Source organism: Pseudomonas vranovensis DSM 16006, from assembly GCF_000425805.1.
Taxonomy (GTDB): Bacteria; Pseudomonadota; Gammaproteobacteria; order Pseudomonadales; family Pseudomonadaceae; genus Aquipseudomonas; species Aquipseudomonas vranovensis.
Genome location: NZ_AUED01000001.1, coordinates 709357 through 728809 on the forward strand (window position 1 = coordinate 709357; position 19453 = coordinate 728809).

The following is a 19453-nucleotide window of genomic DNA, read 5'->3' on the forward strand; positions in this document are numbered from 1 at the left end:
GGCTTACCTCACTTTGGTGTAGCGGTTATGGCCATTGACCAGTAGCTCGATTTGCAACTGCTGTTGCTGGTTGCGTACCTGCAGTTGGCATTCGAGTCGAAAGTCCAACTGCAGGGGGACCTCGGGATCAGGCTGACACCGTATTGCGCATACCTTGATGCGCGGCTCGTACAAATGGATGGTGCGACGAATGTCGGCAGCGATCTGTTTCAATACGTCACCGCGGCTTAGTGCATGGTCGTTGAAGTCGCGCAAGCCCAGTGCTGGACTACTTTGCGAGCTGCCTTGACGGCTGTTCAGCAGGCGCTCCAGGTGCTGTTTGATCGCCTCGAACTTCTCTGCGACGTATTCCTGGCAATGCGACGGGCGCCGCGCAGGTGTATCGGATTTCAGGCGCTCAAACAGGCTGCTCATTGGGTGTCGAGCCGCCCTACCAGGGAAATCTCGAAGTTGGCGCCCATGTATTTGAAGTGAGGGCGTACCGCGAGCGAAACCTGGTACCAACCTGGATCGCCGGCAACATCGGTCACTTCAATTCGGGCCGCGCGTAATGGACGGCGACTGCGGACATCGGCAGAAGGGTTTTCCTGATCGGCTACATACTGTTTGATCCAGCGGCTGAGTTCGCTTTGCAGGTCCTGGCGTTCCTTCCAGCTACCGATCTGCTCGCGCTGCAGAACCTTGATGTAGTGGGCCAGGCGGTTGACGATGAACAGGTAAGGTAACTGAGTACCCAATTTGTAGTTGGTCTGTGCTTCCTGGCCTTCGGGCGTTCTGGGGAACACCTTGGGTCGCTGCGCCGAGTTGGCCGAGAAGAACGCGGCATTGTCGCTGTCCTTGCGCATGGTCAGGGCGATGAAACCTTCCTCGGCCAGTTCAAATTCCTTGCGGTCCGATATCAACACCTCAGTGGGGATTTTTGCCTGTAACCGGCCAAGGGACTCATACAGATGAACCGGCAGATCGTCCACCGCACCGCCGGACTGCGGGCCGATGATATTTGGGCACCAGCGGTAACGGGCAAAGCTTTCGTTGATGCAACTGGCCAGCAGGAACGCGGCATTGCCCCACAAGTAGTTACTGTGCTCGCCGTCAATGTTTTCGTCATAGCTGAAGCTGGTTATGGGGTGTTCGTTACGCTCGTAAGGCTGGCGCAGCATGAAGCGTGGCAATGCCAATCCGACGTTGCGTGAATCCTCGGCATCGCGAAAGGAGCGCCATTTGGCGAAGCGGGGCCCCTCAAAGATGTCCTTCACCTCTTTCAGATTAGGCAGGTCTTCAAAGCTGTTCAGGTTGAAAAAATCAGGCCCGGGGGCTGTGATGAATGGTGCATGTGACATGGCGGCCACGGAGGCGACATAACTAAGCAGCTTTATGTCACTGGAAGACGGGCCAAATGAGTAATTGCCGATCATGGCGGCAACCGGTTCACCGCCGAATTGTCCAAAGCCAGCGGTGTAGACATGTTTGTAAAGACCGCTGCTGGTAATGTCGCCGGCATTATCGAAGTCTTCCAGCAAGTCATTCTTGCTGATGTGCAACACCTCGAGTTTTATGTTCTCGCGAAAGTCGGTTCGGTCCACTAACAGCTTCAGGCCGCGCCAGGCTGATTCCAGTTGCTGGTATTCGGGTTGATGCAAGATGATGTCCATTTGCCGCCCGAGTGCGCGGTCCAGTTCGGCAATCATTAGATCGACACGATGCTTGTTGATGAGTTGGTCGCGCTCGTTGCTTTTCAGTATTTCCGTAATAAATGCTGCAACCCCTTGCTTGGCGATCAGGTAACCTTCCTGGGTTGGCTGCAACATGGTTTCGGCCATGATTTGATCAAGCAGACAGGGGTCACCCACTGTTGTTGGTGACGTGTTCGGGGTGGTCCTAGTTGGCATCGTGTCGCTCCGTTGTCGATTTCAAGACCGGCAGGGCCGGACTCAAGGCGGGCTGTCAATCTTCGTTGGGGGCTTCCAGAACAAGCTCCAGCTCCTGGGCCAGTTGGTTGCGCGACTGCTCATCGCTCAGCAGGTACTGCAACTGTTTTCGGAAGGCCGGAACGTTACCCAGCGGGCCCTTGAGGGCCACCAGTGCTTCACGCAGTTCAAGTAGTTTGTTCAGCTCCGGGACCTGGCGGGCAATTGCATCCGGCCCGAAGTCGTTGATCGATCGAAACTGCAGGCGCACCTGCATCTCTGCATCTGGTGCCTGACTCAGCGCCAAGGGCACGTTCATGTCCAAACGAACGTCAGCATCGTCGAGCACGTTGTTGAAGTTGTGTTTGTCCACGCGCATGACTTGTCGGTCTTCGAGGGCACGATCATCAATCAGGCCAAAGTCACCCGTTATCAGCATCTTGTGCGGCAGTTCGACTTCCGCTTGTTGATCGCCCGTGGCAGGGACATATTTTATGTTTATACGTTCTTTGGGGGCGACAGAGCTTGATGGCTTGGCCATGCGTTGAGAACTCCATTAAGTCAATTCAGGTTGTAGGAAGTTTCTTTTTCTAATATCAGGTGCTGGCAATTAAATGGTTTGCGAACTGTTTGTAGGAAAATTCTGGTGGCTGTAAGTAGGTGCTTGCTGTTTTTTAAGACGATGCATGGGGTGAGGTGTTTGCGTCGAGTCGCAAGGTGTTACTTCATGTTTATTTGTTTTTATCCAAGTTAATACCCTAAGCTCCCGTCCGATTCGCTGGTGAGGTATTTCCGTGCAAGTGTGCAGACGGAGGTAGGTCATTGGTACGTATGATTTCAACGACAGGGTTGGCGCTGATGGATCGTTATGTTGGTTGGACGCTGGGGAGTTACTTGTTGTTCTGTGTGGGACAAGTTCAGGCAAGTGGCCCGCGTGACTGCACCGGTATTGTCTCCAACGTCGAGCGTCTTGCATGTTTTGATGAGGCGGCGGGAACACCGGTAGTGGTACCCCGGTTACCCGTCAGGCAAATACCGGAACCTGCAGCCCCGACCCGGACCCTGATCATGTCCAATGAGGTGCAGCGAGCGCCTGGCCAATCGGGTTTCGTCATGAGCAGCGAGAATGAAAGCGTCGACGGCAAGCAGCAACGGGTATTGATTTCGGCACCGGCTTCTGCACATCCCCACACCTATTTGGCAATCAGCTGTGTGCAGAACATTACCCGTCTGCAGTTGCTCACTGCACAGCCTGTGGAAACCAGTCGCGTCAGCATTGGCTTGGGGCCCAACCTCGGCGCTGCAAGCAAGCGGCCTTGGCAGGTGATGGAAGATGGCACGGTGATTGACGTCGGTCGCGGTCGAACCGCAATCGAGATGGTGAAGGGCGTGCTCGATTGGCAATACATTCACATCAGCAGCGACAATGCGCTGCTCAATGGCCTGGTGTTCGATAGCAACACCCTGGCGCCCATGATCAACCAGGCGCGTACAGCATGTCATTGGTAGTCGAAGCACCTGCTCAGGTGGCAGCGTTACTCTTGGCTCCGATCGATTCGAAGACGCCCGCCGGGTTGTTCGACATTGAAGACGAAACCTATCAAGCAATCGACCAGGAGATGGTCAAGCTGGGCGGGTTGCAGGAAGCCAACATCGACTGGCAGTACATAGAGGAAGCTTCACAGCAGTACCTGAGTAGCCGATGCAAGCAATTCCGCATTCTTGTCCATCTGGGCACCGCCTGGTTGCGCCGTCGCTGCTGGGAACGCTGGTGTACCGTGGTGAACGTGCTGGCCGGTATGGTCGAGACCTATTGGGAAAGTGCCTATCCTAAACCGGGGCCGACGGGATACCTGACCAAGCGCAAACTCGTCGAAGGACTGCTCAAACGCCTGGCAACTACGCTGCCGACACTGGAGCGGGCGAGCTTCGTGCCCGCTCACGGCGCCTTGGCGCAAGAATCACTTGCACGGTTGATGAAGTGTTCAGGTAGCGCGCAGTTGGACCAGGCAGCGTTGCTGGAGCTGCAGCGATTGCTCGAGGAGCAGGCGACCGCAGCCCGCGACGGCCCGTCAAAGCAGTCATTGGCAATTGTTCCCTCGAGTAGCGACGACTCTCTTGGCCGGACGCTACTGTCTGCTCAGAACGGTATTTCGCTGGGCAATGATCGCGAAACTCGACACGCCGTGTTGACCATGGCCGAGTTCATCAATCAGCAGGACATCTATGACCCAACGGGTTACCAACTGCGCCGCTTTGGGCTGTGGGCACATGTTCATGCGTTGCCTCCTGTCAGAAAAGAACTGCGTACGGAGCTGATGGCCGTCCCGGTTGAAATCGTGAGTCGATACCAGGATGCCTTGTCCGGCACGGTGGTCGAGCCTGAGCTGCTGCTCAGGGTGGAGCGCAGTGTAGTCGCCTCGCCATTCTGGGCGCGAGGGAGCTTCATGGCCGCTAGCATTGCCAACCGACTGGCCATGGGCGAAGTGGCTGAAGCTATTCGCCAGGCAACCGAGCGCTTTGTCAGGCGCTTGCCAGCCATGCAGCAGCTTTGCTTCAGCGACGGCACAGCCTTTGTCGATGAGCAATGCATGGCCTGGCTGAAAGGCAGCGGGACAGCGCAAGGGGCGGACTCGCACTGCCATGAATTTCAACGTTTGCGAGAAGAACTTGTTGCCCAGCTCGAGCAGGAAGGGGTCGAGCACGTGCTACTGCGCCTGCAGGCATTGCAGGGCGACTACCGTTCGCCGCGTGAGCGCTGCCATGCCACGTTGATTGCCGCTGACTTGCTGGCTTCGCGTGGGTTGTCATGGCTGGCAGGTGACCTGTGTGCAGGCGTCGCGCGCACCATGCAAGAAACCATGGCCACGCAGTGGGAACCCGACGTTTATCAGAAACTCAAGCAGTGTGGCGGCTCGTCACGGCTGAACGATTAGACCAACAGGGCGTTAGGAGTCTGCGATGGGGAAATTCCGGGATTACTTCAAGCGTTGGGGGTTGTCAGCATTGCGTCGGGTCACCGGGGTCTTGCCACTGATGTGGGTATTTGGGACAGTGCTGTTGTTGGTGGGTATCTGGTGGCTAGGGCCGCAATGGACCTGGCGTGAGCAGCAACCCTTGGCCAGTATGGCGCACCGTAGTATCGTCAGCCTTCTTGCCGTGCTGCTGCCCTTGCTGTTCTGGGCCTTGTTGTTGCGGTCGCGCTTTCGGCGCCTGCAAGGTGAGCGTCGACATGAAGCGTCGGTAGTCGCCGACCCCTGCTTGCCTTATGTGCAAGCCCAGGAGGGCGCGCTGAATCGAAGCCTTGCCAATTTTCTCGACAATGCAGGGGGGCGTCGAGCGCTTTATCAGTTGCCGTGGTACCTGGTATTGGGTGAGGAGAACGCAGGCAAGTCGAGTTTTATAACGCGTTCCGACCAAAGCTTTGCATTGACCCGCGTGAGCAAGGCCCAGGCCCGCAGCCGTGCAGATGGTGAGCTGGCGTATCCCGTGGATTGGTGGATTGGCAACGATGCGGTAATTATCGACCCGCCGGGCGAGCTTGTTGCACAGGCTGCGACCGAGGGTAATGCGCAAAGCGCAAAAGCCAAGACACGTCCATTGCTACCGCCCGGTACGCAAGCCAGGCTCTGGAGCCATTTGCTGGAGTGGCTGGCGCGTAACCGAAGTCGCCGCGCCCTCAACGGAATTGTCCTGGTTATTGACCTGTCCGCTTTATTGCAGTCCTCGCCGACACAACGAATCGAGCTGGCGCATGTGCTGCGCGCTCGCCTGTATGAGCTCAGCAGTCAGTTGGGGTCGCGGCTGCCGCTCTATGTGGTGTTGAGCAAGTTCGATCTGATCGAGGGCTTTGACGCGCTATTTGCCAGGTTACCCGTTTCGGTTCGTGAGCAGATGCTTGGATTTACCTTCAAGCTGGACGCGGTTACCTCGTTTGACGCCTGGCTGGAAGAATGCGCAGCTCACTATGATCACTTGCTCGAGGTGCTTGAAGAGCACGTACTGGATTGCATGGGGGCGATCACTTCGACTGATCAGCGCCAGCGGCTCCTTTCATTGCAAGCCCAACTGATCGGTCTGCGTCCTGCGTTGTTGCGCTTCTTGACCGAGGCGCTGGGCAGCGACCGTTTCACGACCCCTGCGCTGGTACGTGGCCTGTACTTTTCTTCGGTGTGCCAGCAGGGCGAAATCAACAATGCCTTTGTACGGGCTGCCGCCCAACCCTACAAGCTGGCGGTGCCTCTGAGTGATACAAGGCCGCAGGTGGCGCCGCAGGTCTACTTTGCTCAGCAGGTGTTCCGGAAGGTCATCTACCCGGAGGCGGGGCTGGCGGGTGACAACGTCAAGGTGGCACGCAGCAAGCGGCGCTTGTTGTGGGTCAGCTCGGGGCTAGGGGTGCTGGCCGTCGCCATCGGTGTGGCGACCTGGCAACGCAATTTCGATGGCAACCGCGACAAGGCCATGAGTGTGCTGGCCAAGAGTCAGGAGTTCAGCGGTCGCGACATCGACACCCGAATCGACCCGACCGCGCGCAACTTGTTGGCCCCGCTGGACCAAATTCGTGATGCCGTCTCGGTGTATGGGGACTATCGCTCGGCTTGGCCGTTGGTGGCAGACGCGGGTCTTTACCAGGGCAAGTCTATTGGGCCAACCGTGGACCAGGCTTACTTGACCTTGTTGTCGCGGCGGTTTCTACCGGCGCTAGCCAGTGGGGTTGTCGACGCCATGAACGCAGCCCCTGAGGGCAGTGAAGCGCAAATGGCAGCCTTGCGTGTGTATCGGATGATCGAAGATAAGAACAATCGCCGCCCGCACATGGTCGAGGAGTGGATGGCGCGTCAATGGCAGGCCGCATTCCCGGGCCAAGGCCAGGTGCAGCGCGACCTGATGCGTCATCTGCAGTATGCGCTGACTTATGCAGAAGCCGATTTGCCACAGTTTCGCCAGCAAGTTGCACAGGTGCAGCACGTGTTACGCAAGGTGCCCTTGCCACAGCGCATCTACATGACACTGAAACAGCAGGCCCAAGAGCAGCTGCACAGTGGGCTGGATTTACGCAATGAGGTCGGCCCGGCCTTCAATGTGGTGTATCAGCCTTTGGCCAGCCCCCGTGACGAACCGACTTCGGACGCCATGTTGTTGGCACCGCTACTGACGGCCAAGGGATACAAGGATTACTTCGAACCCAATAGTCAGGGCATCACAGACTTGGCGATGGTCGATCAATGGGCGCTGGGCGAGCGCGACCGGCTGGACTATTCGGCGGTTGACCAGCAGGCGCTTACCGAGCGTATCCGCGCGCTTTACTATGCCGATTACGTTGACAGCTGGCGTCGGGCCTTGAACCAGTTGGCCGTGACTGATTTTGAAGACCTGGCCCATGGTGTGTCAGTGCTGGAGCACTTGACCGGGCCTTCGGCGCCCCTGCGCCGGCTACTGGAGGTTGTACGCGACAACACCGTCATCAATCTGCAGCTGCCGGTTGTCGAGGGGCAAGCAGCCAAGGCACTTGAGGTAGCCAGTCTCGATGTTGCCCACCCGCATCAAGCCATGGGGATCCGCAGGGCATTTTCCGGATTGGCCGAGTTGTTGGCGGCCAAGGGAGACAAACCGACCAACTACGATGAAACACTTAATGCCGTCATGGCGGTCTATGACTATGCCAAGGCGGTACAGGATAGCCCTGATCGTGGCAAGGCCGCACTCAGCACGGTACTCAACCGCTTCTCCATGACTGCTCCCGACCCGATCAGCACATTGCAGCGTGTAGCAACCGGCTTGCCTGAGCCGATAAACCAGCACATCCGGAAAGTCGCGGATCAGACCGCCCAAGTATTGGTGGAGGAAGCACTGCGTGAGCTGGAGAAACGTTGGGAGTCGGAAGTCTACAGCTTCTTCCAGCAGCGCTTGGCCGGGCGCTATCCGTTTGTTGCCAGCGGGCCGGATGCAGCGCTGGACGACTTTGAAGCGTTTTTCGGACCCAGAGGCCGTTTGCAGCAGTTCCAGGATCAGTACTTGAAGGTATTTCTAAAGGACAATCTGGACGCCTTGTACTCCCACAGCCGTAACGGCTACCTGGTTCGCACCGACGTCATTGAGCAGTTGGAGCTTGCTGATCGCATTCGCGAGACGTTTTTCGATCATCGGGGAAGCCTGAGTGTGCAGTTCAGCGTCGAACCATTGGGACTGAGCGCAAACCAGCGTACCAGTGTGCTGGACCTCGATGGCCAACTTGTCTCATACACCCATGGCCCCAGTATTATCACTGGCCTGATCTGGCCCAATACACTCAGTCAGCAGGTGCGCAGTAACCTGACCCTGATCAAGTTGAACGGTAATAGCAGCAGTCTGGAGTTTCGTGGTCCCTGGTCGATGTTTCGTCTGCTCGGCCGCGGCAGTCTCAATGGTCGAACTGCAACCAGCGTCGATCTGAGCTTCAAGACCGGCGATGGCATGATGCGCTATCAATTGAGTTCTGAAAAAGCGTTGAATCCGATCACCCAGCGCCCATTCAAGGGTTTTGTACTGCCACGGACACTGCTGCAGAGCTCCCACGGTGCCTTGGCGCAAAACGAGGCACCGTATTTGGGGCGTGCATTGTGAGGAGACGACGCTCAGGTAACGATGGATTCCAGGTTGCGACGTGTGCTCATATCCAGATCAATAAACCCACAGGAGTGAGTGATGCTACGGATACTGGGCAAGGCTTCATCGATCAACGTGCGCAAGGTGCTGTGGACGTGCGCTGAATTGGACCTGGATTTCGAGCGCGAAGAGTGGGGCTCGGGCTTCCAGTCGACCCAGGACGAGGCCTTTCTGGCGCTCAACCCCAACGCAATGGTGCCGGTGATCCAGGACGGCGATTTTGTGTTGTGGGAGTCCAACAGCATCATCCGCTACCTGGCTAATCGCTATGGCGGTGAGCACCTGTATCCCACCGCGCCACAGTTGCGGGCGCGGGTTGACCAATGGATGGACTGGCAGGCCACCGACCTCAATGGTGCATGGCGCTATGCCTTTCTCTCGCGGGTTCGCCAGTCGCCCGCGCATCAGGACCCGGAAGCCCTTGCGGCGGCCTGCCGCAATTGGGCGCGCAACATGACGATTCTCGATCGCCAGCTGGAGCGCACCGGTGCGTATGTCAGTGGCGATACCTTCAGCCTGGCCGATATCCCCATTGGGCTGTCGGTCAATCGCTGGTTTCAGACCCCGATCGAGCATCCTCCGCTTCCCGCCGTGCAGGCCTACTACGACCGCTTGAATGCGCGTGAAGGCTACCGATTGCATGGGCGTAACGGCACGCCTTGAGGCCCTAGCGGTCCACTGCGCCGAGAATCGCGTGGGCCGCTTTTATTCGCTCGGCGTTGGGGTAGTTCTTGTTCGCCAGCAGCACAATGGCGATGTTCTTCGACGGAACAAACGCGACATAGGCGCCGAATCCATTGGTCGAGCCTGTCTTGTTCAGCCAGGTGTCGGGCTGCGGGACGCGGATGGGCTTGAGCCAGGTTACCGGCTGCGGCTGCAGCGCCATTTCGTTTGTGTTGCCCTTGAGCAGTTGATCAAGGGAAACGGGATAGCGATACATTTCCCAGCCCAGACCTTGAATCATTTCACCGACCCGGTAGTAGCCGGTCTGGGTAATCGCCAGGGTACGCTCCAACACCGGGCTCTGGGCCTTCGGCCGCATGTTCAGTTCCAGATAGTGCAGCAGATCGGCCGATGTGGTTTTCAAACCATAGGCTTCGGCGTCCAGCGGCCCCGGGCCGACGCGCACCGGCTGATCGTCCTTGTTGTAGCCCTGGGCATAGTGGCTCAGTTGCTCTGTGGGTACCTGGATGAAAGTGTGCTGCAAGCCCATTTGCGGCAGCAGCTGTTTTTGCATGAGGTCTGCGAACGGGGCATTCAGGCTCCGGGCGGCGAGGTAGCCGAACAAACCCAGGCTGGGGTTGGAGTACAACCGATGGGTGCCGGGTGCATAGTCGGCTTTCCAATGGGTGTAATAGCCGAGTAGGTCGGACGGGGCCTTGACTTCGTCGGGAAATTGCAACGGCAAGCCGCCGGCACTGTAGGTGCCCAAGTTGAGCAAGGTGATGCCATCGAGCGCGGTGCCCTTGAGTGCCGGCCAGTGCTTGCTGGCCGTGTCGCTGAGCGACAGCGCACCGCTGGCCTGGGCGAAACCTGCCAGGGTGGCGGTGAAGGTCTTGCTCACCGAGCCGATTTCGAACAGGGTGTCGGCGGTTACTGGCTGCTCGGTTTGCTTGGATGCAACGCCAAAGTTGAAGTAGTGCTGTTTGCCCTCTACCGAGATTGCCACTGCCATGCCTGCAATTGCCTGTTGCTGCATCAGCGGGCGGATAGCAGCACTGACGGTCGATTCGAGTTGGGCATCGGCCAGCGGTGCAGCCAGCGCGGGGGCTGCAACGATCATCAGGGTGGCAGCGGCCAGGATCGCCGGCATGGCCCGGGTTCTATCGTGTTCCATCTGACAAGGCCTCATGTGTAGCGATTTCGGTGGATTGAGTGCGAAAGAACGCTCCCGGTGGCAAACCGAACTGTTTGCCGAAGGCAGCAATGAAGGCCGACAGCGAATCGTAGCCGCACGCGAGGGCGACATCGGTTACCCGCTCGCCGCGCTCCAGCGCCGGTAGCGCGCTCAACAGGCGCATGCGTTGGCGCCAGAGGCGAAAACTCAGGCCTGTCTCGCGCTGGAACAGGCGGCTCAGTGTCTTTTCCGACACCCCTTCACGCAATGCCCAGTCGTTGAGTCCGGTCGACGCATCAGGTTGTGCCTGAAGGTGGGCACACAAGGCGCGCAGTCGGCTGTCGTGGGGCAGGGGCAGCATCAGGTGCTGCTCTGCCGCTGCTTGCAGTTGATCGACCAATACCTGCACCAGGCGGCCATCGGCACCCTGCAGGTCGTAATGCACGGGCAGTTCGCTGAAGGTGCGGATCAACTCGCGCAACAGCGGGTTGATCGCGAGCACCCGGCATTGCGTGGTCGACCAGTCGCTGGGCGCGTGTTCCAGATAGAGGCTGCGCAGGTGGGTGTCGTCGGCGCAGCTGACGCGGTGCTGGACTTGTGCCGGCACCCATACCGCCCGCTGTGGCGGGACGAGGTAGAAGCTGTCGTCCGTGTGCACTTCGAGCACGCCGCCAATGGCATGGGACAACTGCCCCCAGGGGTGCGCGTGGCGGTACCCCAGGACGATGTTCGGTAACGTCTGGCGGTGGCCATAGACCGGGCGCGGCAGCTGGGTCAGGTGTTCGAGCGCCTGGGGCTCGGGGAGGTTGGGTTGTCCGTTTGGCGACACTGCGGGGGTTCTGGCGTTAGTGAAGAATGTGCGTAGACCTTATCGTCTGCCGCGCCACAATAACAAGTCGGGATCGACCATGAAGTACCTGCGGATGCTGTTCGACAATTTCACCCTGGCCCTGCTCGGGGTGATCCTCATTGCCACCTTGTTGCCCTGCGAAGGCACCGGTGCCGTGCTGTTCGGCGGGCTGACCAACCTGGCTATCGGCCTGCTGTTCTTCCTCCACGGCGCCAAACTGTCACGCGAGGCCGTGGCTGCCGGCGCTGGGCACTGGCGCCTGCATTTGTTGGTATTTGCCTGCACGTTCGTGATGTTTCCGCTGCTGGGCTTGGCACTCAAGCCGCTGTTCTTGCCGCTGGTGGGTGATGAACTGTACCTGGGCGTGCTCTACCTCTGTGCGTTGCCGGCGACGGTGCAATCGGCCATTGCCTTCACTTCGCTGGCCCGTGGCAACGTACCGGCAGCCATCTGCAGTGCGGCGGCCTCCAGCTTGCTCGGTATTGCACTGACGCCCTTGCTGGTGGTGCTGTTGATGGGCGTGGAGGGTGATACCGGCTCTAGCCTGGATGCGGTGTTCAAGATTGTCCTGCAGTTGCTGGTGCCCTTTGTTGCCGGGCAACTGGCGCGGCGCTGGATCGGCCACTGGGTGGCGCGCAATGCACGCTGGCTCAAGGTCGTCGATCAGGGGTCGATCCTGCTGGTGGTCTACACCGCTTTCAGCGATGCGGTGGTCAGCGGCCTGTGGCATTCGGTGGCGCCGCTGCGCCTGGCTGGCCTGGTGCTGGTCTGCTGCCTGCTGCTGGCGGTGGTGTTGTGGTGTACGGCTGCGCTGGGGCGGTGGTTGGGCTTCAGTGTCGAAGATCGCATTACCATTCTGTTTGCCGGCTCGAAAAAGAGCATGGCCACTGGCGTGCCGATGGCCCAGGTGCTGTTTGTCGGCGGTGGTATCGGCGCGATGATCCTGCCCTTGATGATCTTCCACCAGATTCAACTGATGGTGTGCGCAGTCCTGGCCCAGCGCTACGCCGCCCGCACGGACGAGCCGTCAGCCGCGCAGGCGAATCAACCCTTGCTGTAGAGCAACGTAGTGCGGACAGGCAAGGTGGTAACGATATAGTGTTACATTATGCCGTTACCCTTTGCCGTGAGCCTGCATATGCCCCCCAGCCAATCCCGTCTGCAATCGATCGACGCCTTGCGTGGCCTGGTGATGTTGTTCATGTTGCTCGACCATGTGCGCGAGACGTTCTTCCTGCATCGCCAAGTCAGCGACCCGATGGACGCGCTGACTATCGCCCCCGAACTGTTCTTCACCCGTTTGCTCAGCGCCCTGTGCGCCCCGGTGTTCATCTTCCTGACCGGCCTGTCGGCCTGGCTCTACAGCCAGAAGCACAGCCGTGCCGACACCTCGCTGTTCTTGCTCAAGCGCGGGGTGTTTCTGGTGATGCTGGAGCTGACCCTGGTCAACCTGGCCTGGAATGGCACCTTGCTGCCGCAGACCTTGTGGCTGCAAGTGATCTGGTGCATTGGCGTCTGCATGATCGTGCTGGCGGCGGCCTTGCATCTTCCGCGCGCGGCGGTACTGGTAATCGGCACCGTGATTGTGGGAGGACACAACGTGCTCGATGCGCTGGTGCTGCCCCCCGATTCACCCTGGTTCGCGCCGTGGGCGATCCTGCACCAGCGAGACTTCATCGACCTGGGCATTACCCGCGCGCGCACCACCTACCCGGTATTGCCCTGGATTGGCGTGATTCTGCTGGGTTGGGGGATCGGCCCCTGGTTTGCGCAAACCAGAGGGGCGAGGCGCCGCCTTGCGCTGCTGACAGGGTGGGGGCTTGGTTTGCTGGCGGCGTTTGTCGCATTGCGCCTGCTCAATGGCTACGGCGACCAGCCCTGGGTGGCCACGGGTGATGCCGTGCGTACCACCATGAGTTTCCTCAGTGCGCGCAAATACCCACCTTCGTTGATGTTCCTGCTGCCCACCCTGGGGATGTGCCTGGTACTGCTGGCGCTATTGGAGCGCTATCAAGCCCGGCGCTGGGTGCCGGTGCTGGCGCTGTTCGGCGCCGCGCCGATGTTTTTCTACCTGCTGCATCTGTATGTACTCAAGGCCCTGTATCTGTTGGCAGTGGCCGGGTGGGGCCTGAATCAAGGGCAGTACTTTGGTTTTGATCAGGTCAGTGGCGTATGGCTCTGCAGCCTGGTGCTGGCGTTGCTGCTGTATGCCCCGACGCGCTGGTTCGCGGCGTTGAAACAGCGGCGTCGTGACATTGTCTGGCTCAAGTACTTCTGAGCCACCGTCAATCATGGCAGCAATGGGAGGTGTCGCTTGCCCCTTCATAGCGGTCGTGATGGCGGACCCAGTCCATGGTGCCTTCCTCGTTGCGGCCCTTGGGCATCAGGTCGAGGAAGTTGTAGGCGCCCACCAGGATATCCAGGCCACGCGCGTAGCTGGAATAGGTATGGAAAATCGTGCCGTCGGCATCGCGATAGAACACGCTCAGGCCCGGCAGTTCGGTTTCCTCGCCCGAGTAGGGTTCGTAGTTGTACTGACTGTTGCCGTCGTCGCTGACGCTGACACCGAAGGCCTGGTTGAAGTGGCTGCCATGGGACGAGACCCAGGGAAACTTCCAGCCCATGCGTTGCTTGAAGCCCTGGAACTCGGCAAAGGGCGCGCGGGATACGGCTACCAGTGACACATCGTGATGAGCGAGGTGCAGGTTGGCGCCGTCGAAATGATCGGCCAGGAACGAGCAGCCGCCGCAGCCTTCGTCCCAGCCGTCGGCGAACATGAAGTGGTACACCAGCAATTGGCTGCGACCGGCGAACAGGTCAGCCAGGCTCATTCGGCCTTGCGGGCCTTCAAAACTGAAGTCCTGATCGACCCGGACCCAGGGCAGGGCGCGGCGGGCCTTGCTCAACTCGTCGCGCTGGTGGGTCAGGGCTTTTTCGTGCAGTAGCAGCTGGCGGCGGGCGGCGAGCCACTCGCTACGCGAGACCACCTGGGGGTTGTGGTAGTTGTCCATGGGTACGCTCCGGTGGGGGAATGTACTGATGGTCGTTTGCGGGAAGGATGAATCGACATCGCGGGATCGGGGACTGATGAACGGTTCCAGAGGACACCACGACCTTGCACAGCATCTGTTGGCGAACATTCACAGTCGATAGCCACCCCCGGCAGCCCCTTCGTGCAACGCAGCCTGCAGATGCGCATACAGTGCATTGGCTTCCTCCGTTGCAATGGACCTGGAGCTATCGCGCAACACTACCCGAAGCAGCACATTCTCCTGGCCCGGCAGCAGCCCCAGGCGTTCGATGGCCTGGCTGGGAAGCTCATCCACCGACCAGCGTCCCTTGACCTGCATTTCTTCGATCCAGCCGGCCTTGTCCGCGGCTGCGTGCAGCATCTTCTCTGTCAGCGCTTCTTCTGTCTGGCCGGGTGTGACGGCAAGCGAAATATCCCGTGTGATCGACGGCAAGCGTGAAACCGGTTTCCACGGCAGCAAGTCATGCATCTGCGCGCGGACCCTTGGATGCTCATCACGCAGCAGGCGAATATCGGGAATGCCCTTGCGAAGCATGGTCAGTCGGTCCAGGCCCATCCCCAGGGCCAGCCCGCCATGTGTGCTTGAGTCGATGTTCAGCCGATTGAGGAGTGAGGTGGCAATGCAGCCACACTCAAGGACTTCGACAGGCTGCCCTTGCGTCAGCAGGTTCACCTCGATCCCTCCGTCGGTGTAGTGATGCGGGCTATCGCTATGGGTCCAGGCCGCATCAGGCACAGCGATCTTCACGATATCCCCGACCATTCGCAGCAGCTCAGAGCGAGATGACAGGCAAGGATCACCCAAGACCCAGATGTCCATTTGATGAGGTTCGGCACAGTGCCAGCGATCGCGGGTATCACGCCTGAAGGTGATGCCCGGGGCGGCGATCATCAGGGTTTCACCCGGCTTCCTGGCCTGTGCCGCGGCCTGCAGTGCCGGTGGGATCTGGCTGGTGGTCTGGGTGCGCAGCAACGAGCGGTCGTCGACCCAGCGCGTATGGGCGCTGCCCAAGGTTGTTTCGTCCGGGCTGTACCCCAGCAAGCCGTAGTTGTCTTGCGCGGACACGATGCGCGGGCCGGTGACCTGCTGTGCTGCTGGCCAACCCAACAACTTCAAGCCGCTGACGATCTCGCTCATCAAGAGGTAAATGGCGTGAGGGGTAGGAGTGGCTTCTGTCAGGTCGCTTAGTCCGAGCGCTTGATTGAGTTTTTCGTTGGGAATGAAGTTTTTTATAGGCATGTAGAACCTGTGCGAACTTTATTTGAATGGTGAGTTGTTTGGTTGTTTCGGTTGAACAATCTAGGTCTCCGGATACTGAATGGCAACGGAGGGGCGTAAAAAAGGAAGTTTCGTTCAGAAAGGTACTACATGTTTTTCGTGGGTGCGCTTAGTCAGCTGGCTGATTCGATTTTGTAAATAACAAAATGAAATACATATTGCCTGGGAAGTGCTTGCTTGCCCGTCGGGGTCGTACTAAATCTAGTACCACCTCTCGCTGTGAGGGGCTTTCAAAGGGAGATCGTAGTTATGCTCAATGTAGGTGGTAAATTGAACCGGCTGGCTTCAGGGCCAGATAATTTTGGCTGGGCTCCTCTTGTTTGGGCTCATGCTGAAGACTAAAAGCGAGTGATGATAAAGAGGGCGACCTCTTTATCATCAATGCAAGGAGGTCGAATGTCTTCCGTCAAAGGTATATTTGATTGGGTTGTGAAGGAGGAGGCAGTGATTGTTACTGACTCTGCTGAGTATGTTTCCCATTTGTTGGGGAGAGGTGTGCATGCCGAGAATATTCACGATATGGAAATTCTGCCGGCAAAAAGTATAGTGCTGTCGTTCTCCAAGGGAGCGTCAAAGCGTGCGTTTGAGATTGCAAAAATCTCTATCGAAAAGGAATGTATTTTTTGTGCTTTGCACGTATTTGAAAGCTCTCTAAGTCATGCGGATTATGCATTAAGTCTATTGGCTGGTAGTGATTTTTATTCTTCACTTGAAAGCCAGAAAAAAATACTGGCTAAGCTTGATGTGGTGGACAGATTTCAAATTTTAGGACGGGGAGCGAAGGGGGAAATAATTCTTAGGCCTGGCGCTACTCCTTATGCAATGATCTTGGATGACGTCAAAAAAATTATATTCATTCAGTTGCTGAGTTCTTCGAGGTGCATTATGCGCACATGAGCCCTCGAGAGCAGTGTCCGTTTAGTTTTACGGGGATGGTGGCTGTATCAGGAGTACTGACAGTCATTAGGAACGAACACTGGGAGAGGGCAGCGGAGCTGAAGGAAAGTCTTACGCACCTTGCGCAAGAAGTTGTTGAGTATGAGGCGGTTTTAGTAGTGATCAATAATGTAGTTGAATCTTTCTCTGTGGGTGGAAAGGAATACTCTCCTTTGCTGGCACTTGCTGCGGGCGATCGAGGGTTGGCGCTTACAGAGTTTGCGGTTGGTGTGAATAAAGAAATTTGCGATGTGATCGACTACGGCGTCAATTCCCAGATGAATGAAGGTGTTGAAGGTATTCATGTGGCAATTGGCGACGGCTCCACGGGCTTTCACATCGATTTTCTGAGCCCGGCGGTGAAGGTCATTTTTGGGGGTGGGGAATCTGCTTAGTACCTTTGGTTAGCGTCCATTCCCAGTATTGGTAAACGCCCTCGTGAGCAGAGGGCTCCACTACGTTTGGCACCGCTGACCTTTCCCTTCCCACCACCGAAAACCCCGTGCGTTTCGCCAAAGCTTGAGTACAATCATCGGTTTTCCCCCGGGCCTGCTCAGTGCCTGGTTTCAAGGGTTGTGGAAGGCCTCATGCTGATCGGTAGTTACTCTTCTTCGCTGGTGTTGATTTCCCTTTGCGTGGCCATTCTTGCCTCTTATACCGCACTCGACCTGGCGGGTCGGATTGCCACCGCCAAGGGCCGTGCGGTGTACCTGTGGATGACCGGCGGGGCGCTGGCGATGGGCGTGGGGATCTGGTCGATGCACTTTATCGGCATGCTCGCATTCAACCTGCCGATCCAGCTGGGTTATGACCTGGCACTGACCTTGTTGTCGTTGCTCATCGCCGGCCTTTCTTCTGGCTTTGCCTTGTGGCTGGTCAGCCAGCCAAGCCTGCCCTGGCTGCAACTGGCGCTCGGCTCGCTGGTGATGGGGGCCGGCATCAGCAGCATGCATTACACCGGGATGGCGGCGCTGCTGATGCAACCCGGTATCGACTACGACCCGCAACTGTTTGCGCTGTCGCTGGTGATTGCGGTGGGGGCGTCGGCAGCGGCGTTGTGGATAGCCTTCCGGCTGCGCCAGCAAACCCGCTATGTGCGGCAGATCCGTGGTGCTGCTGCGGTGGTGATGGGGGTGGCGATTGTCGGGATGCACTATACCGGCATGGCGGCGGCGAATTTCCCCGAAGGCAGTTTCTGTGGTGCGGTGGGCAGCGGCCTGAGTGGTGATGGCCTGGATTACCTGGTGCTGATTACCACCCTGTCGGTGCTGGCGGTGGCGCTGCTGACATCGGTGCTCGATGCACGCCTGGAAGCACGTACGGCAGCGTTGGCGCAATCGTTGACCCTGGCCAACCAGGAGCTGACCCAACTGGCCCTGCATGACACCCTGACCGGCTTGCCCAACCGCACGTTGCTGGCCGATCGCATCGAGCAGGCCATCAGCAAGGTGACAGAGCAGGGCGGTTACTTTGCAATGATGTTCATCGACCTGGATGGCTTCAAGCCGGTCAACGATGCCTTCGGTCACCACATGGGCGACCTGTTGCTCAAGGAAGTAGCGATGCGCTTGCGCGGTCACCTGCACAGCCAGGACACCCTGGCCCGCATCGGTGGCGATGAGTTCGTGCTGCTGGTGGAGTTGCAGGAGCCGGACGACGCCGTAGGGGTCGCGGCCAAACAGGTCAACCTGATTTCCCGTGCGTTTCGCGTGGCCGAGCAGAACCTGCAGATTTCGGCGAGTATCGGCATTGTCCTGTACCCGGGCAACGGCACCGACCAGCATGAGCTGTTGCGCAATGCCGATGCGGCGATGTACCACGCCAAAAGCGCGGGCAAGAATGGCTACAGCTTCTTTGATGTGTCGATGAACAGCAACGCGCGCCTGCAACTGCAATTGCTCCAGGACTTGCGCATGGCGTTGGAGCAGGGCCAGTTCCGCCTCTATTACCAACCCAAGTTCGATGCCCAGAACTGTCTGCCGATTGGTGCCGAGGCATTGTTGCGCTGGGAGCATCCCCAGCATGGTTTGCTGTTGCCGGATCGCTTCATCGTCCTGGCAGAAAAGACCGGCTTGATCATCCCCATCGGTGAATGGGTGCTCGACGAAGCCTGCCGGCAGATGCGCGCCTGGATCGACCAGGGGCATGCCGACTGGCGTATCGCGGTCAACCTGTCGGCCATCCAGTTCTGTCATGCCGGATTGGTGGAAAGCGTGGCGCGGGTCTTGGCGCGGCATCAGTTGCCGGCCAACAGCCTGACTCTGGAAATCACAGAAACCACAGCCATGCGCGATGCCGATGCCAGTATGGCGGTGTTGCAGCAGCTGTCGGACATGGGGGTGGACCTGTCGATCGACGACTTCGGCACCGGCTACTCGAGCCTGATGTACCTCAAGCGCTTGCCGGCCAACGAATTGAAGATCGACCGCGGCTTTGTGCGCGATCTCGAGCAGGACAGCGACGATGCCGCCATTGTTTCGGCGATTGTCGCCCTGGGGCAGGCGCTGGGCCTGCGGATTGTCGCCGAGGGCGTGGAAACCGACCGTCAGCAGAACTTCCTGACCCGCCTTGGTTGCGACTCATTGCAGGGCTATCTGCTCGGCCAGCCCATGCCGGCCGAGCGCTTCATCGTCGATATCGAGCGTACGCGCAAAGCGATGGCGGTGAGCTGATCGCTCAGCCGACCGCACGCAGGTTGCAGGAAGGCTCGAAGGCATCGAGTTCGGCTTCGACCGCCTCGATGATGCGTTCGACATCGGCGGCCGGCATGACGGTGGCACACGGGATGCCGGCAATGGCTAGCAGCGTTTCGCCGGTGGCGCGGTCGAACAGGCGGGCGACCATGCTGCGCGGGGCGTCCATGCTGGCCTCGAAACCCAGCGGGTGAAAATGCCAGCGCATTACCTGGCAAGCGTTGGGAAAGGTAAGCTTGTTCATGCCGGCCTCCTTGTAGGGTGAACAACAGGGT

17 protein-coding genes are annotated in these 19453 nt (G+C 58.6%); 9 read left to right on the plus strand and 8 right to left on the minus strand.

Translation table 11 applies throughout. The features are described 5' to 3' along the window. Positions 1-3 precede the first annotated feature (3 nt). Genes tssE through tssB form a run of 3 tightly spaced genes read right to left on the minus strand, consistent with a single transcriptional unit; the run spans position 4 to position 2448 of the window. Positions 4-414, minus strand: a complete 411-nt coding sequence (gene tssE / locus H621_RS0103750) for a type VI secretion system baseplate subunit TssE (protein ID WP_028942074.1) — start codon at positions 412-414, stop codon at positions 4-6. Continuing rightward, on the minus strand, positions 411-1889 hold the full coding sequence (gene tssC / locus H621_RS0103755; RefSeq protein ID WP_028942075.1) for a type VI secretion system contractile sheath large subunit: 1479 nt from the start codon (positions 1887-1889) through the stop codon (positions 411-413). Before tssC ends, tssE begins: the two co-directional genes overlap by 4 nt. Positions 1890-1944: 55 nt before the next feature. Continuing rightward, entirely contained in the window at positions 1945-2448 is a 504-nt protein-coding gene (gene tssB, locus H621_RS0103760; RefSeq protein WP_028942076.1) for a type VI secretion system contractile sheath small subunit, read from the minus strand. A 317-nt stretch (positions 2449-2765) separates the two neighbouring features. On the opposite strand from tssB, the gene vasI reads away from it, so the two are divergent. The 4 genes from vasI (at position 2766) to H621_RS0103780 (ending at position 9215) form a co-directional block, all read left to right on the plus strand. Beyond that, positions 2766-3416, plus strand: coding sequence for a type VI secretion system-associated protein VasI (vasI, locus tag H621_RS27925; RefSeq protein WP_084167919.1), 651 nt, complete (start codon positions 2766-2768; stop codon positions 3414-3416). Then, positions 3404-4843 (plus strand): type VI secretion system protein TssA, encoded by a 1440-nt coding sequence (gene tssA / locus H621_RS0103770; protein ID WP_028942078.1) that lies wholly within the window; start codon positions 3404-3406, stop codon positions 4841-4843. The genes vasI and tssA overlap by 13 nt, the downstream gene beginning before the upstream one ends. 25 nt (positions 4844-4868) lie before the next feature. Next, positions 4869-8510, plus strand: coding sequence for a type VI secretion system membrane subunit TssM (gene tssM / locus H621_RS0103775; protein WP_028942079.1), 3642 nt, complete (start codon positions 4869-4871; stop codon positions 8508-8510). Positions 8511-8591: 81 nt separating this feature from the next. Then, positions 8592-9215, plus strand: coding sequence for a glutathione S-transferase family protein (locus H621_RS0103780; RefSeq protein WP_028942080.1), 624 nt, complete (start codon positions 8592-8594; stop codon positions 9213-9215). Positions 9216-9219: 4 nt separating this feature from the next. On the opposite strand, the gene ampC is transcribed toward H621_RS0103780, so the two are convergent. Next, complete coding sequence (gene ampC, locus H621_RS0103785; RefSeq protein ID WP_028942081.1) at positions 9220-10389, minus strand: class C beta-lactamase; 1170 nt, start codon at positions 10387-10389, stop codon at positions 9220-9222. Next, positions 10376-11218, minus strand: a complete 843-nt coding sequence (locus H621_RS0103790) for an AraC family transcriptional regulator (protein ID WP_028942082.1) — start codon at positions 11216-11218, stop codon at positions 10376-10378. The genes ampC and H621_RS0103790 overlap by 14 nt, the downstream gene beginning before the upstream one ends. A gap of 79 nt (positions 11219-11297) precedes the next feature. Here H621_RS0103790 and H621_RS0103795 point away from each other — a divergent pair, with 79 nt between their 5' ends. Both H621_RS0103795 and H621_RS0103800 read left to right on the plus strand, forming a co-directional pair. After that, positions 11298-12299 carry a bile acid:sodium symporter family protein gene (locus H621_RS0103795; protein ID WP_028942083.1) on the plus strand — a complete coding sequence of 334 codons (1002 nt, stop codon included), beginning with the start codon at positions 11298-11300 and terminating at the stop codon, positions 12297-12299. Positions 12300-12347: 48 nt separating this feature from the next. After that, positions 12348-13517, plus strand: a complete 1170-nt coding sequence (locus H621_RS0103800; protein ID WP_036989337.1) for an acetyltransferase domain-containing protein — start codon at positions 12348-12350, stop codon at positions 13515-13517. 7 nt (positions 13518-13524) lie between these two features. Here H621_RS0103800 and H621_RS0103805 read toward each other — a convergent pair whose 3' ends face one another. Further along, positions 13525-14250: a DUF899 domain-containing protein gene (locus H621_RS0103805; RefSeq protein ID WP_028942085.1), complete on the minus strand. Its 726-nt coding sequence runs from the start codon at positions 14248-14250 to the stop codon at positions 13525-13527. Between the two features lie 129 nt (positions 14251-14379). After that, complete coding sequence (srmL, locus tag H621_RS0103810; RefSeq protein ID WP_028942086.1) at positions 14380-15510, minus strand: PheS-related mystery ligase SrmL; 1131 nt, start codon at positions 15508-15510, stop codon at positions 14380-14382. Between the two features lie 435 nt (positions 15511-15945). Between srmL and H621_RS27725 the strand changes: the two genes are divergently transcribed. The 3 genes from H621_RS27725 to H621_RS0103820 all read left to right on the plus strand — a co-directional run bounded on the left by H621_RS27725 (position 15946) and on the right by H621_RS0103820 (position 19157). Next, the gene (locus tag H621_RS27725; RefSeq protein WP_051270419.1) at positions 15946-16446 is read left to right on the plus strand and encodes a CgnE/CgnB domain-containing protein; all 501 of its coding nucleotides are present in this window, start codon (positions 15946-15948) and stop codon (positions 16444-16446) included. Continuing rightward, a complete protein-coding gene (locus H621_RS27730) occupies positions 16443-16880 on the plus strand; it encodes a CgnE/CgnB domain-containing protein (RefSeq protein ID WP_146117355.1) in 438 nt (145 codons plus the stop codon). Before H621_RS27725 ends, H621_RS27730 begins: the two co-directional genes overlap by 4 nt. Positions 16881-17072: 192 nt before the next feature. Then, positions 17073-19157 carry a putative bifunctional diguanylate cyclase/phosphodiesterase gene (locus H621_RS0103820; RefSeq protein WP_028942087.1) on the plus strand — a complete coding sequence of 695 codons (2085 nt, stop codon included), beginning with the start codon at positions 17073-17075 and terminating at the stop codon, positions 19155-19157. A gap of 4 nt (positions 19158-19161) precedes the next feature. Here the strand turns inward: H621_RS0103820 and H621_RS0103825 are convergent, their stop codons facing one another. Continuing rightward, positions 19162-19422: a DUF1652 domain-containing protein gene (locus H621_RS0103825; protein WP_028942088.1), complete on the minus strand. Its 261-nt coding sequence runs from the start codon at positions 19420-19422 to the stop codon at positions 19162-19164. Positions 19423-19453 lie beyond the last annotated feature (31 nt).

Excerpts from the sequence above, each read along its gene's own strand:
- H621_RS0103800 (WP_036989337.1), top strand. The coding sequence starts at position 12,348 with ATGCCGTTACCCTTTGCCGTGAGCCTGCATATGCCCCCCAGCCAATCC.
- H621_RS0103795 (WP_028942083.1), top strand. The coding sequence starts at position 11,298 with ATGAAGTACCTGCGGATGCTGTTCGACAATTTCACCCTGGCCCTGCTC.
- H621_RS27725 (WP_051270419.1), top strand. The coding sequence starts at position 15,946 with ATGTCTTCCGTCAAAGGTATATTTGATTGGGTTGTGAAGGAGGAGGCA.
- srmL (WP_028942086.1), bottom strand. The coding sequence starts at position 15,510 with ATGCCTATAAAAAACTTCATTCCCAACGAAAAACTCAATCAAGCGCTC.
- H621_RS27730 (WP_146117355.1), top strand. The coding sequence starts at position 16,443 with ATGAGCCCTCGAGAGCAGTGTCCGTTTAGTTTTACGGGGATGGTGGCT.
- tssB (WP_028942076.1), bottom strand. The coding sequence starts at position 2,448 with ATGGCCAAGCCATCAAGCTCTGTCGCCCCCAAAGAACGTATAAACATA.
- H621_RS0103805 (WP_028942085.1), bottom strand. The coding sequence starts at position 14,250 with ATGGACAACTACCACAACCCCCAGGTGGTCTCGCGTAGCGAGTGGCTC.
- H621_RS0103825 (WP_028942088.1), bottom strand. The coding sequence starts at position 19,422 with ATGAACAAGCTTACCTTTCCCAACGCTTGCCAGGTAATGCGCTGGCAT.
- ampC (WP_028942081.1), bottom strand. The coding sequence starts at position 10,389 with ATGGAACACGATAGAACCCGGGCCATGCCGGCGATCCTGGCCGCTGCC.
- H621_RS0103780 (WP_028942080.1), top strand. The coding sequence starts at position 8,592 with ATGCTACGGATACTGGGCAAGGCTTCATCGATCAACGTGCGCAAGGTG.
- tssC (WP_028942075.1), bottom strand. The coding sequence starts at position 1,889 with ATGCCAACTAGGACCACCCCGAACACGTCACCAACAACAGTGGGTGAC.
- tssE (WP_028942074.1), bottom strand. The coding sequence starts at position 414 with ATGAGCAGCCTGTTTGAGCGCCTGAAATCCGATACACCTGCGCGGCGC.
- H621_RS0103820 (WP_028942087.1), top strand. The coding sequence starts at position 17,073 with ATGCTGATCGGTAGTTACTCTTCTTCGCTGGTGTTGATTTCCCTTTGC.
- tssA (WP_028942078.1), top strand. The coding sequence starts at position 3,404 with ATGTCATTGGTAGTCGAAGCACCTGCTCAGGTGGCAGCGTTACTCTTG.
- vasI (WP_084167919.1), top strand. The coding sequence starts at position 2,766 with ATGGATCGTTATGTTGGTTGGACGCTGGGGAGTTACTTGTTGTTCTGT.
- tssM (WP_028942079.1), top strand. The coding sequence starts at position 4,869 with ATGGGGAAATTCCGGGATTACTTCAAGCGTTGGGGGTTGTCAGCATTG.